Origin of the sequence: Thalassospira sp. UBA4513, assembly GCF_002388495.1 — a bacterium.
Taxonomy (GTDB): Bacteria; Pseudomonadota; Alphaproteobacteria; order Rhodospirillales; family Thalassospiraceae; genus Thalassospira; species Thalassospira tepidiphila.
In genome coordinates, this window is the sequence record NZ_DGMR01000023.1 from 126616 (window position 1) to 139835 (window position 13220).

Below are 13220 nucleotides of genomic sequence, written 5' to 3' on the forward strand. Positions count from 1 at the left end.
TGTATGCAGGGTCGGATGGCAGGAAACCTGCCGGCTCGGGAGGAAAACAAACATGTCAGAAACGCGCTATATCCTTGCCATCGATCAGGGAACGACAAGCTCACGCGCCATTGTCTTTGATGAAAACGGCCGCTCCGTTTCCGTCGCCCAGCAGGAATTCCCGCAACATTTCCCCAATAGTGGCTGGGTCGAACATGACCCGGAAGATTTGTGGGGCACCGTGGTCGCCGTCTGCAAGGAGGCATTGGCGCGGGTTGATATCGCCAAGGTCGCCGCAATTGGCATCACCAACCAGCGTGAAACCACCGTTGTCTGGGATCGCAAGACCGGCAAGGCGATCTATAACGCGATTGTCTGGCAGGATCGCCGCACAGCGGCACTGTGTCATGATCTTAAAAAGCGTGATCCCAAGCTTGAACAGGCGGTCAATGCCAAGTCCGGTCTGTTGATTGATCCGTATTTCTCGGCCACGAAGGTTGCGTGGATCCTTGATCATGTTTCCGGCGCGCGTGCACGCGCTGATCAGGGCGATCTGGCCTTTGGGACGGTCGACAGTTTCCTGTTGTGGCGTCTGACCGGTGGCAAGTCGCACGCAACCGATGCGACCAATGCGGCCCGCACCAACCTGTTCAACATTCGCGAAAACGCCTGGGATGACGAGCTTTGCAAAATCTTCCGCGTTCCGCGCAACATGCTGCCCGATGTCAAGGACTGTGCGGCTGATTTCGGGGTAACAGATGCCGATCTGTTTGGCGCGGAAATCCCGGTGATGGGCATGGCGGGTGATCAGCAGGCAGCTGCATTCGGTCAGTGCTGCTTTGAGCCGGGCGATATCAAAAGTACCTATGGCACGGGCTGCTTTGTTATCCTGAATACCGGCGATGAGGCGGTAACATCGCAGCACCGGCTTCTGACCACGGTTGGCTATCGCATCAATGGCAAAACAAGCTACGCCATTGAAGGTGCCATCTTTGTGGCCGGGGCGGCGGTTCAATGGCTGCGCGACGGTCTTGGTATCATCAAGTCGGCGGCCGAAACAGAAGGGTTGGCCAAATCGCTTGATGACAATCACGGTGTTTACCTTGTCCCGGCCTTTACCGGACTTGGCGCACCCTATTGGGACCCGGATGCCCGCGGGGCGATTTTCGGCCTGACCCGTGATACCGGCCCGCGCGAGTTCGTGCGGGCTGCACTCGAAAGCGTTTGTTATCAGACATTTGATCTGTTCGAAGCCATGGCGGCCGATGGCGTGTCGCCCAAGGCGGTTCGGGTTGATGGCGGCATGGTTGCCAATGACTGGATGTGTCAGATGCTTTCAGACGTGTTGGGTATTTCGGTTGAACGCCCCGAAGTCACCGAAACCACAGCACTGGGGGCGGCATACTTTGCCGGATTGCAGGCCGGTATTTACCGCGATCTCGATCATATTTCCGAGAAATGGCACCTCGATGCCAGCTTCGAGCCCGATATCGAACCGGGCCGCCGTCAGGGATTGCTTGATGGCTGGAAAGATGCGGTCAAGCGCGTGCAAACAGCGCCAAGTGACTGATACGCATGGCTGCCTTGCCAATGGAATTGCGGTGCGGGGCTGGTAAGTCCGCGAAATGATTTGTACTATCAAAGGACAGCGTCAATGATGCTGTCCTTTCTTTATGCGTGACCGACGTGGTTTACCCGATCTGTTGCGCTGCTCTGGGCTTTGGTGCTCATTTTCGCCTTTGGGGGAAACATGCTTGATCTGATCGTCGGAAAAGTTGGACCGGTCTTTTTGACGATCCTGTGCGGTTTCCTTCTTACGCACATCAAGATCATCAAGCGTGAAGGCATTCCGTTTCTGGCAAAGCTTGCCATGAACGCCTTTATCCCGGCGATGCTGTTTCAGACCCTTTCGCAATCCGACATCAGCGCGCATTTCGATCTGCGGCTTTGGGGCAGTTATTATTCCGGCGTACTGTTGAACTTTGCGCTGGTGTTTATAATCGCCAAACTTTGGCTGAGTGCCAAAACCGATGAAGCGGCCGTCACCGCGATGGGCGGCGTCTTTTCCAACATCGTTCTTCTTGGTATTCCTCTGGTGCAGGCGGTTTATGGCGAAGAAGGCCTGGTGCCACTTTTGATCGTGCTATCGATCCATCCAGTCACCCTGATGGGGATGACGATCATGATTGTTGAGGGCAGCCGCGGCGGTGATGGTCATTGGTTGTCCAATGTATTTCGCAGCATCGTGCGTGTGGCCAGAAATCCGATCATTGCGGCGATTGTGCTTGGCGTTCTGGCATCGCTGTTTGAAATCCGCATGCCCGAAATGGTCGATGGCACGCTGGAGCGGTTCCGCACGGCCGGTCCGACCATCGCACTTTTGCTGGTCGGTGCCGGGCTTTATGGGCAGTCGGTGCGTGGTAACCTCAGTGCCAGTTTGCTCTGCACCACGGCCAAAATGTTTGTCCAGCCGCTTCTGGTGTTCTCGGTCGGGCATTTCATTTTCGATCTGCCGCCGCTTTGGCTGATGATCGTCACACTGGTGGCAGCACTGCCAAGCGGGGCGAATGTTGCGATTGTCGCGGGCAGCTATAATGTTTGTATCGATCGATCTTCGACCACCATCCTGCTGACCACCATCATCAGTATGCTGACCTTGCCGCTTCTGATCCTGTATGCCGGGCTGCTTTAATTTGGTGTTTGGGCGGTGGTTGTGTTGGCAGCCATCAGGATACGCGCCATCAGATCAATCTCGTCTTCAATGCTTGGCATCAGGGCAGGGCGCTCGCCACTTGTAACTGCACCCGCAAAGGCCTCTATCGCAGCCGCCTGACCCTTGTCCTGCCCAAACCAGTTGCGTGTTACGATCCCGCCATTCACCCGAAGTTTTTTCCAGTCAAACAGGCTGGCCGAGAAATTCGGCGCCGTCACCTCAAGCACTTCCTTGGGTTCGCCCCGACTGCCGTGCAAGTAAGTGACCTCGCCCATTGATCCATCGGCAAAACGCAGCTGCCAGATGATGTCGCCCGCCGCGCGATCAATCCAGTGACAATTGAGCTCAATCAGCTCGCTATCGGCCAGGCTCATAATCAGATCAATAAAATGACTGATCTCGCCAATCGTGCGTCCGCCCTGATCCGAATGATGAAGCCAGTGATCGGTTGGAAGCGGCGTGATGCGAACCCGGTAGTGAAATTGTTTTACGCCAGTTGGCAACGCTTCGCGCAGTTTCGCTGCAATCGGCGCATAACGCCGATTATGCCCGACCATGAAGATGTGTCGCGGTGCGCGATCAGTAGCCTCTCGCAGCAAATCCAGACCTGCGCGATCAATGGCGATGGGTTTTTCCAGCCAGACATGCTTCCCGGCCGCGATTGACTTTGCTGCCAATTCAGCGTGACTGTCATGGCGCGTGGTGATGATAACGCTGTTGACACTTTGATCCTCAAGCAGCTCATCCGCCCCGCCAAACATGCGAAGCCCGTCAATCTTCTTTGACAGCGCAACCGTCGCCAACCCGCTTCGAGAACAGCAGGCCGTGATTTCGACTTTCGGGTGCTTTCGCAACAGGGGTAATAAACCGCCGCCGAGATAGCTGCCCGTCCCGATCAGTCCGACCCGGACATGGTCATGTGTCAGCACGGATGTCCGCACCGACGGCGCAGGGGGCTTTAGGGCGGCGTTATCCGCGCGTCTATATCGCACCAGTGTCGCCAGCTGTTTCGGATCTTGTCCGTTGGCGAAATGATCTGCGATGTCCGCAAAATCAATCTCGGACGTGATCAATGGTGTTGGATCAAGGCGTCCATCTGCCATCAGATCAAGGGCGGCCTGCATGTTCCGCTTGATCGTCCAGCGCACATGACCAAGCGGATAATCTTCGCCGCGCTGTTCATAATTGGGGTCATAACGCCCCGGCCCATAGGACCGGACCTGCCGAATGGTGATTTCCTTTTCATACAACGTCTTGCGCCGACCATTCGGCGTCACATCGCCAACGCATATGATTGTGCCCCGGTCACGACAAAGGCGGGCGGCGTCGTCGATCAATCGATGGTTTCCCTTGCCCGGTGCACAGATAAATACGCTGTCAAATCCGCTTCGCGGTGCAGCGCTCGCCTTGGCAAAACCATTGGCACGGCCTTTTCTGGTTGCAATCTTGCGGCGTGCAAGGTCCGGCTCGATCACGGTCACCAACGCACCGGCAGCCCGTGCTGTGTCAGCGACAAGCTGCCCAATCAAACCCGCCCCGATAACAGCGACCTGATCGCCAACTGACGTCTCTCCCTGTCGAAGCGCATGCAAGGCCAAGGCATACAATGTTGCAAACACAGCCTTGCGGTCGGGAACTTCATCCGGAACCGGGCAGGCAAGGTTAACCGAAACCTGATTCCACTCGGCATGATTGGCCTGCCCCATCCCCGCAATCGCAACACGTTGGCCAGCTTTGAGGTCCGTAACATTCTCGCCCGTGGCTTCGATCCGCCCGACAGCGCAATAGCCCATCGGGATCGGACGCCCCAGACGGTTTTCAACACGCGCACGCATTCTCCCAAAGCCTTCCGATTTCAGATGCTTGAACGTCAGCGCGACCAGATCTGGCCGCTGCCACGCCTTTTGCAACAGGGATGCGTGCGTCTGGTTAGCTTGAGTGAATTCAGTTCCGGGACTGATGACAGAGTAGGCCGTTTTGACAAGGACAGCATTTTTGCCCGGTGCCGGGATGGGGCAATTGGCCAGCGCAAGTTTGCGTTCACCGGGAGAGCGCAACAAAGCCTTCATCTCCGTCATCATCGCCCTCAAGTTTAATTGGTTGAAAATTATGATGATGATTAAACCATATGTCGTGCCAACTGGTCGACGCGTTCTTGCAATGATGATTGACGCGAAAGCGCCGCGCGTTTAGCAAGGTGACAGACTTCAATTTGGAACCGCCCATCATGCAACAGACCGTCTCGACCCGGCATTGGCGCGATACAATGCTCGGCATCGCTGCCATTTTGTTTGGCATTTCGGCACCCTTGTTCTTTTTTGGTCGGGCGGCTCTCGGGATTGGTCTTGGACTGTCACTGATCTGTGCGGTTGTGTCTGCTGATCATGGTGAAGCATGGCGCAAAATGCGCCGTGATATCGCAACGCCAATTGGCGGGCTGGTTGTTGCCACACTGATTGTGTTTCTGATTTCGGCAAGCTTTTCTGTCGTGCCAGAGAAGTCGCTGGGCACCTGGCTTGGACGTTTCGCGATGGTTGCGGGCATCTGGTACTTGATGCGTCTGATCGAGCCCAAAGCCAAACTGGCATGGGATGCTTGTATTTATGCCACCTGGATACTCGTTAGCTATTGCCTGCTTGCGATCTTGGTTCAACCAGAAGTCCTGTCGCTTAAAGCGCTACGAGAACCCGATTTCGATTTTGACATTACTCGGCGCTTGAAACCTGTGGGCAGTTTCCTGATCTTTGGTGCGATGATCTTGGTTTTCGATGCGGTTGATCGGAAGAATGCAAGCCGGTTTTTCTCGCTCGCAATTGCCGTCGCGATTGTGCCGATTCTCGAGGTTTCCCATGGCAGAGCAAACGTTGCCGCAATGCTGGCTGCGTGCGGCGCGATTGGTTTTTGTGCAGTATTTCTGATTCGTTCGCGTCTGGTGCAAGTGGCTATCGCCGCTGCAATTGGAATATTGGTCGTGATCGCGCTTTCCTGGCTCGGCGACGTGACAGGTAATATGTCCGACCTGCGTGGATTTGAGCCTTATCTGCCAATATGGCTTGTTGATGTACATCGACAAATGATCTGGCAGTTTACCTTTAGCCATGTCTTTGACCATCCGCTTATCGGCTATGGGATTAACGCGGCACCTTGGGTGCCGGGTGCGAATGAATTGGCGGGTAGCTCAACGCAATCTGTTTTGCCGGGGCATCCCCATAGCTGGTTTATGGAAATCTGGTTGGAAGCTGGCGCACTTGGATTGGCGGTGGTTGTCCCGCTCGTTTTAATGATCGGACTCACCGGTTTTAAGGATGTGCGCCACAACGGAATTGTCAAAGGTGGATTGACGTTGATGATGATGGCGTCCTACTGGTTTGCCGGGTTGTTCAATTACTCATTCTGGACCTCGTGGTGGTTTGGTGTGGTGATGCTGACATTTACGTTGGCCTTCCTAAGGCGTGAGCGACTTCTTGTTAAGGACGCCACCGTGAAGCGTCGTAAAACCCTGATCGTCTGTGCTGAAGACTGGTCCTTTGTTTCGCACAGGATCGTTTTGGGGCGTGCCGCATTGGTGCGTGGGGATGATGTTGTCGTTGCCTGCAACACGGCTGCTGCGACTGAGGGCTTACGCAAGGAAGGTTTTCGCCTGGTCCATGTGCCGATTGCGCGCGGTGGCCTAAGCCCGCTCAAATCCCTCAAAACCATTACAGCGCTGGCTTGTTTGATCCGGCGTGAAAATCCCGATGTTATCGTCAATGTGGCGATCCAGTGCGTGGTTCTATCTTCATTTGCGGGGATTCTGGTCGGTGCAAAGCGGTCGGTTAACATGGTTACAGGTCTTGGCTTCCTGTTTGTCTCAGATGGGGCAAAAACAAAGATCTTGCGTCAGATCGTTTCATTGTTGCTGCGCTTTTACGCGCTTTGCCCATCGATCCGGGTGATCGTGCAGAATGCGGATGACTATGCCTTGATGAAGAGGCTTGGCTATAAGGAAAGGTGTCTGGCACTGATCCGTGGATCCGGTGTTGATATCTCGGCCTTTAGCCCGGCAGGGGAGAAAACGTCCGAGCCCAAATCAGCGATTTTTGTCGCGCGCATGCTCTGGTCCAAGGGGCTTGGTGAACTGATTGAGGCTGCGCGCATTCTGAAATCGCGCAAACGCGATTACCGCCTTGTCTTGGTCGGTGACGTAGATCCGGCCAATCCCGATAGCGCCAGCAAGCAAGATTTGCAAAGCTGGCAGTCGGAAGGTCTGGTTGAATGGCTGGGCAAACGATCAGACATCGGCAAACTCCTGCGTGAGTCCGATCTTGCGGTATTGCCGTCCTGGCGCGAAGGCTTGCCTAAGTCCTTGCTTGAGGCGGCTGCAAGCGGACTTGCCATGGTGGCAACCGATGTGCCCGGTTGTCGAGAGATCGTGCGCCATGGCGAGAACGGAGTTCTTGTTCCTTTGCGTGACAGCACAGCACTCGCCGGTGCGATCGAAGAACTGATGGAAGACGACACTCGGCGGAAGGCGTATGGCAAGGCCGCCCGAGAGCTAGTAGAGCGCGACCTTTGCGATAGCGTCATCATTGCCCAGACCCTTGCCTTCGTGACAGGTGATGAGGCCACGGAGGCAAATCATTCAGCAAAGGCCACTGCGACAGCGTGAAGACGCTTGACTGTCCGTGTCAGATTTATCGCATCGAAAGGGTCCGTTTCCGGACCCTTTTTCTGTTCGAAAAAAATCCCGTTGCATCGTGATTTTTAGTTTTGTATACAATATACATGAATTGAATGCGGTCGCCGTTGATCGGGGCTGTGATGCTTAAAGGCGCCGGTATGTTACCGTGCTGCCATAACAGGAGGTTTCTTTCTATGCAGGTAAACTGGACTGGCGTTTTCCCCGCCGTTGCCACCCAGATGAACGAAGACGGTTCGATCGATTTCGATATGACCGCCAAACAGATCGAAGACCTGATCACGGCCGGTGTCGATGGCCTCGTCATGCTGGGTTCGGTTGGTGAAAACACCGCCCTTGAGCCGGACGAAAAAATCGCCGTTCTGAAACTGGCCGTCGAAGTTACCAAGGGCCGCATCCCGGTCCTGTCCGGTGTGGCCGAAAATTCGACCCGTGCGGCCATCCGCTATGTTCAGGAATGCGAAAAGCTCGGTGCTGATGGCCTGATGCTTCTGCCGGGCATGGTCTATACCGCTGACCCGCGCGAAAATATCGAACATTTCCGCACGGTCGCGGGCGGGACCAAGCTGCCGATCATGATATATAACAACCCGGGTGCCTATCGCATCGACATCAAGCCCGAAGAGTTCAACCAGCTTGCCGATGTCAAAAACCTTGTCGCGATCAAGGAAAGCTCGGGCGATCCGCGTCGTATTACCGACATCTATAATGCCTGTGGTGATCGTTTTGTTCTGTTCTGCGGCATGGATGACCTTGTCATGGAAACGCAGGTTCTCGGTGCTGTTGGCTGGATTTCCGGTTTCACCGATGCCTTCCCGAAAGAATCGGTCGCGCTCTGGAAGCTGCTGTCGGAAGGCAAATACACCGAAGCGCTTGAAATCTATCGCTGGTTCACCCCGGTTCTGCACATGGATGTCCATGCCAAGCTGGTTCAGTACATCAAGCTTGCCCAGGAAATGACCGGCGTTGGCAAACCGCACGTCCGTGCACCGCGTCTGCCGCTGGTTGGTGAAGAGCTTGAAACCATCAAGGCCACCATCCAGAAAGCCATCGATACCCGCCCGTCTCTTTGATCGGCAGTCCTTTGCAATCAGGATGCATATCGCGCAACACCGTGATTGCATTGAGACGGTATTTGATGAAACAGTGAGCTCCTCCGCCTATCTCGCGGGGGAGCTTCCTGCTATCTGTTTGCTGCTCAGAAGCACCAAAATACGCATCGTCGAAATTCGAGAGGCCCCAAAATGACATCAGCCAAAACCGCTACGCCATCCGATACCGCCGCCGGTCAAAAGGTCGTTGTGATTGGTGCGGGTATTGTCGGGGCCAATGTCGGGTTGGCGCTACTTGATAAGGGCTATGACGTCACAATTCTTGATCGCGGCGAACCGGGCATGGGCGCATCCTTTGGCAATGCCGGCGGCGTTGCGGTTTCTGAATGCGCGCCGGTTGCCATGCCGGGCGTGCTTAAAAACGTGCCCGGTTGGTTGATGGACCCGTTGGGCCCGCTTTCGGTGCGCTGGGGCTATTTGCCAAAAATGATGCCCTGGTTGTTGATGTTTCTGGCATCCAGCAGAAAGCAACGGGTCGAACAGATCGCAACCAATATGGCGACCTTGCTCAACCGCGCATGGGATGATTACGACCCGGTCCTTAAGGAAGCTGGCCTTGCGGATGCGGTTTTCAAAAAACATGGTGCGATGGCGGTGTATCGCAGCAATGCGTCTCGTCAGGCGGCCGAATATGCCATTGATCTGCGTCGGCGTAACGGTATCAAGCTGCGCGATCTGACCCGTGATGAAGTGCGCGATATCGAACCGGATCTGGCGCCGATCTTTGCCTGTGGCGTGATGGAAGAAGACTGGGGCCATGTCCTTGATCCGTTCAAAATCACCACCGGCATTTTCAAGCATTTCCTTGATCGCGGTGGCAAGTTCCAGACCGCCGATGTCATCAATTTCGTCTTCCGCGACGGCAAACCGCGTGCTGCCACCACAGATGCCGGCGACATGATCACGTTTGATCATGTGGTTGTCGCCTGCGGTGCCTGGTCAAAAACGCTGGCCAAACGGCTGGGTTCGCCGGTGCCGCTTGATACCGAACGCGGCTATAACACCACCGTGCCCTATCACGATGCCAAACTGTCGCGCATGATTGTCTGTGCCGATGACAGCTTTGTTTTAAGCCCGCTTGAAAGGGGTATTCGCGTCGGTGGGGCGGTGGAACTTGGGGGGCTTCTGGCAGCACCAAATTATGAACGTGCCAAGGCCCTGTTTGCCAAAGGCAAGGAAGTCCTGCCCAAACTCAATGCCGAGGGTGGCACGGAATGGATGGGCTTCCGTCCTTCCATGCCGGATTCAACCCCGGTCATTTCCAAAAGCCCGCATCATGCCAATGCCTATTTTGCCTTTGGGCATGGGCATCTTGGCTTAACGCTTGGGGCTACGACCGGGCGTCTGGTTGCCGATCTGATGGCAACGGGCAAAACGCCGGTCGACATGACCCCGTATCGCATTAATCGTTTCTCTCGTTTCTATAGCATCTAGGGCCCCATCCATGGCGAAAAGCAGTTTCTTTTGTGTCGACGGTCATACCTGTGGCAACCCGGTGCGTCTGGTTGCCGGCGGCGGTCCCAAGCTTGACGGTGCAAGCATGCTTGAAAAGCGTGCGCATTTTTTGGCGGAATATGACTGGATCCGTACCGGGCTGATGTTTGAACCGCGTGGTCATGATGTCATGTCGGGATCGATCCTTTATGATCCGACCTCTGATGACTATGACGTCGCCGTGCTGTTTATCGAAACATCGGGCTGCCTGCCGATGTGCGGTCATGGCACGATTGGTACTGTGACCATGGCGATTGAGGAAGGGCTGGTAAAGCCCAAAACCCCCGGTCGTCTGCGCCTTGAAACACCGGCGGGCCTTGTGATTGCCGAATATCATCAGGTTGGCGATTACGTTGAATCGGTCAAGCTGACCAACGTGCCCTCGTTCCTGTATAAAACCGATATCGAAGTCGATTGCCCCGATATTGGTCCGATCAGGGTTGATGTTGCCTATGGGGGTAATTTCTATGCGATTGTCGAACCGCAGGAAAACTACCGCGACATGGCTGACTTCTCGGCCGGTGACCTGCAACGCATCAGCCCGGAACTCCGCCGTCGCCTGAACGAACAGAACGAATTCGTGCATCCGCTCTATCCCGATATCAAGGGGCTGTCGCACATTCAGTGGACCGGCAAGCCGACCCAACCCGACAGCACACATCGCAATGCCGTGTTTTATGGTGACAAGGGTATTGATCGCTCGCCATGTGGGACTGGCTCCTCGGCCCGTCTCGCCCAACTGGTCGCCAAGGGGCAGTGGGATCCCGAGCATGAATTGGTCCATGAAAGCATCATCGGATCACAGTTCCGGGTGTCGGTGGTCGAGAAAACCAAGGTCGGTGAATTTGATGCCGTCGTGCCGGGGATTGAAGGCTGGGCGCGCAAGCATGGCTACAACACCATCTTCATTGATGATCGCGATCCCTATGCCCATGGCTTCATTGTCAAATAGGCAAAGTGCTGTCGATCACATCTTTACATCAAAAGGGGGCAGATGCCCCCTTTGTCGTATATCGACAAAACGGGCACGCTTATACAGTATGCAATTATATTGCGACTTCTGAGGCCCAGCGCTATGAATAGCAAAACGGGCAAATTCTGTCGGGTGGCATGAAACGCCCGATCACCGACATGTAATATGACGTCGGGACCACACCATTAAAGAGCTGAAATGACCGCATCACCGCGATTTACCCGCCGTACCATCACCGATCAGGTGACCGAAGATCTTCGTGCACGCATTCTGACGGGTGATTTCCCAGCGGGTCACCAATTGCGACAGGATGCGATCGCCGGTGAATATAATGTCTCGCGCATTCCGGTCCGCGAAGCCCTGCAGCGCCTTGATGCCGAAGGCCTCGTCTCGTTCCAGCCGCATAAGGGCGCGATTGTCTCGCAGCTCTCTCTTGACGAGATCGAGGAACTGTTTGAAGTCCGCAAGCTGCTTGAATGTGATCTTTTGCGTCACGCCGTGCCGCGCCTGACCCCGGTCGACCTCAAATCGGTCGAAGATATCCTGATGGTTTATGACGAGGCGTTCCGATCTGGCGATGTGTCGAAATGGGGGGAGCTTAACCGCGAATTCCATGATCGCCTCTATCGCGCATCCAACCGTCCCAAGACGCTTGAGATTGTCCGCATGATCGGCAACAACACGGTCCGCTTCACCCAGGCACAGCTTGCCCTTTCCGGCGCAACCGACCGGGCCGAACGCGAACATCACCAGATATTCGAGGCCTGCAAGGCCGGGAATGTCGAAGAGGCTGTCGAATTGCTGGCAAACCACATCCAGAATTCGGCTGACAGCCTGATGGATTGCCTGCGCAAGGCGCGTGAATAGGCGGACCAAGTTCGGAATGTCAAAAGGGATGCTGATGGCATCCCTTTTCTGTTTCTGTCTTGTTGAACTCAGCCAACAATAAAGCCGCGCCCGATCTTATCATCGTCTTCAAGCCAGAAACAGGCCTTGCCACTGTAATGCGCCTTGCCCTTGACCGAAGCGACGATGGCCGGGTGCGGGCCGCAGCGGGTTATGGCTTCAACCGATCCTTCAAAGCTCGACCCGATCACGCTTTCAAACAGACGGACCTGTCCTGGTGTGATCAGACCTTTGGCATGCTGGATGGCAAGCCTTGCGCTGACCCCGGATCCGGTAGGGCTGCGATCAACCTGGTTTTTGGCAAACACACATATATTTCGTGTCGGGGATTCCCCATACGCATCGAGCCCGTCGGTCAGGATCGCGCCATATAAAAAGGCCAGATCGTCATGATCGGGATGGGCCAGCGTCACGCTGTCATTCACCGCTTGGCAAATCGCCTCTGCCAGACGCGTCAGTTGGCGGGCATTTTCCGGCGTGATGGCGACATCAAATTGCCCGGCATCCAGAATGGCATAAAACGCGCCGCCATAGCCGATATCGGTTTTGAAGTTCGTGCCATCGGCAAGTTGCAAGGAAAGGTCGCTGGCAAACATAAAGGACGGTACCGATGAAAACCGCACCTTGCCGGTTTTGTCCTCATGCACCTCGACCTCGGCACGCACCAAACCACAGGGGCATTCTATATTAACTGTGGTGATTGGCGCGACCGCTTTGACAAGTCCATAATCAATCGCGTAGCGACCAAGCGCCAGAATCGCATGGCCGCACATGGTCGAATAACCTTCATTATGAATGAACAGCACCGCAAGGTCGGCATCAGGCAGGCTCGGTTCGACCAGAATAGCCCCATACATGTCGAAGTGGCCGCGTGGCTCAAACATTAAAAATCGCCTGAGGTGATCAAGATGGTCTTTGGCATAGCGGCGCTTGGCCAGAATGTCCGCGCCGGGAATATCGGGGTAACCGGACGTGATGATTCGCAGCGGCTCACCCCCGGTATGCATGTCGATCACCTCAATCGAGGTTGATTGATGGGGGTAAGAGCGCATGATTTCCGAATCACTTTGCGATCTCGGGGATGTTTTATCGTCTTGCATGGGCGTTGATCCGGATTATTTGCCGCTTTTGGCGCGGGTGATTCTGTGGCGGGTAAAAACTTGCGCGAACATCTTATCGGCATTATCGCGCAGAGCAATCGAAGCGACCCCCGATTTTCGGGTTTTGGGCCCCTTGCAGGTCATAAAAGTGAAACCTATATAGGGTTTCGCGCAAAAATTTTGCGTAACGACATTTCTGTCATTTTTTTGCAAAAAGGTGTTTGACAGTTATGGGAGTGGGGCCTATAACCCGCCTCCACCGACG

The 13220-nt window shown here is 55.1% G+C and carries 9 protein-coding genes; 7 read left to right on the plus strand and 2 right to left on the minus strand.

All coding sequences use genetic code 11. From position 1 onward, the window contains the following. Positions 1-52: 52 nt before the first annotated feature. Both glpK and B2T33_RS09650 read left to right on the plus strand, forming a co-directional pair. A complete protein-coding gene (gene glpK, locus B2T33_RS09645) occupies positions 53-1549 on the plus strand; it encodes a glycerol kinase GlpK (protein WP_286791805.1) in 1497 nt (498 codons plus the stop codon). Positions 1550-1729: 180 nt separating this feature from the next. Beyond that, positions 1730-2671 (plus strand): AEC family transporter, encoded by a 942-nt coding sequence (locus B2T33_RS09650; RefSeq protein WP_286791806.1) that lies wholly within the window; start codon positions 1730-1732, stop codon positions 2669-2671. On the opposite strand, the gene B2T33_RS09655 is transcribed toward B2T33_RS09650, so the two are convergent. Then, a complete protein-coding gene (locus tag B2T33_RS09655; RefSeq protein ID WP_286791807.1) occupies positions 2668-4761 on the minus strand; it encodes a bi-domain-containing oxidoreductase in 2094 nt (697 codons plus the stop codon). The two genes, B2T33_RS09650 and B2T33_RS09655, sit on opposite strands and share 4 nt — an antisense overlap. 158 nt (positions 4762-4919) lie before the next feature. On the opposite strand from B2T33_RS09655, the gene B2T33_RS09660 reads away from it, so the two are divergent. The 5 genes from B2T33_RS09660 to B2T33_RS09680 all read left to right on the plus strand — a co-directional run bounded on the left by B2T33_RS09660 (position 4920) and on the right by B2T33_RS09680 (position 11816). Next, positions 4920-7340: a glycosyltransferase gene (locus B2T33_RS09660; protein ID WP_197147100.1), complete on the plus strand. Its 2421-nt coding sequence runs from the start codon at positions 4920-4922 to the stop codon at positions 7338-7340. A gap of 206 nt (positions 7341-7546) precedes the next feature. After that, positions 7547-8443, plus strand: coding sequence for a dihydrodipicolinate synthase family protein (locus B2T33_RS09665; protein ID WP_286791808.1), 897 nt, complete (start codon positions 7547-7549; stop codon positions 8441-8443). A gap of 171 nt (positions 8444-8614) precedes the next feature. Further along, positions 8615-9916: an NAD(P)/FAD-dependent oxidoreductase gene (locus B2T33_RS09670; protein WP_286791809.1), complete on the plus strand. Its 1302-nt coding sequence runs from the start codon at positions 8615-8617 to the stop codon at positions 9914-9916. A gap of 10 nt (positions 9917-9926) precedes the next feature. Continuing rightward, positions 9927-10928, plus strand: coding sequence for a 4-hydroxyproline epimerase (locus tag B2T33_RS09675; RefSeq protein WP_286791810.1), 1002 nt, complete (start codon positions 9927-9929; stop codon positions 10926-10928). 219 nt (positions 10929-11147) lie between these two features. Continuing rightward, positions 11148-11816 (plus strand): GntR family transcriptional regulator, encoded by a 669-nt coding sequence (locus B2T33_RS09680; protein WP_286791811.1) that lies wholly within the window; start codon positions 11148-11150, stop codon positions 11814-11816. Between the two features lie 68 nt (positions 11817-11884). On the opposite strand, the gene B2T33_RS09685 is transcribed toward B2T33_RS09680, so the two are convergent. Further along, on the minus strand, positions 11885-12907 hold the full coding sequence (locus B2T33_RS09685) for a proline racemase family protein (protein WP_286791813.1): 1023 nt from the start codon (positions 12905-12907) through the stop codon (positions 11885-11887). Positions 12908-13220: the final 313 nt, after the last annotated feature.

What these genes read in the sequence shown, in the direction of transcription:
- glpK (WP_286791805.1), top strand. Translation starts at nt 53, where the DNA reads ATGTCAGAAACGCGCTATATCCTTGCCATCGATCAGGGAACGACAAGC.
- B2T33_RS09650 (WP_286791806.1), top strand. Translation starts at nt 1,730, where the DNA reads ATGCTTGATCTGATCGTCGGAAAAGTTGGACCGGTCTTTTTGACGATC.
- B2T33_RS09655 (WP_286791807.1), bottom strand. Translation starts at nt 4,761, where the DNA reads ATGAAGGCTTTGTTGCGCTCTCCCGGTGAACGCAAACTTGCGCTGGCC.
- B2T33_RS09660 (WP_197147100.1), top strand. Translation starts at nt 4,920, where the DNA reads ATGCAACAGACCGTCTCGACCCGGCATTGGCGCGATACAATGCTCGGC.
- B2T33_RS09665 (WP_286791808.1), top strand. Translation starts at nt 7,547, where the DNA reads ATGCAGGTAAACTGGACTGGCGTTTTCCCCGCCGTTGCCACCCAGATG.
- B2T33_RS09670 (WP_286791809.1), top strand. Translation starts at nt 8,615, where the DNA reads ATGACATCAGCCAAAACCGCTACGCCATCCGATACCGCCGCCGGTCAA.
- B2T33_RS09675 (WP_286791810.1), top strand. Translation starts at nt 9,927, where the DNA reads ATGGCGAAAAGCAGTTTCTTTTGTGTCGACGGTCATACCTGTGGCAAC.
- B2T33_RS09680 (WP_286791811.1), top strand. Translation starts at nt 11,148, where the DNA reads ATGACCGCATCACCGCGATTTACCCGCCGTACCATCACCGATCAGGTG.
- B2T33_RS09685 (WP_286791813.1), bottom strand. Translation starts at nt 12,907, where the DNA reads ATGCGCTCTTACCCCCATCAATCAACCTCGATTGAGGTGATCGACATG.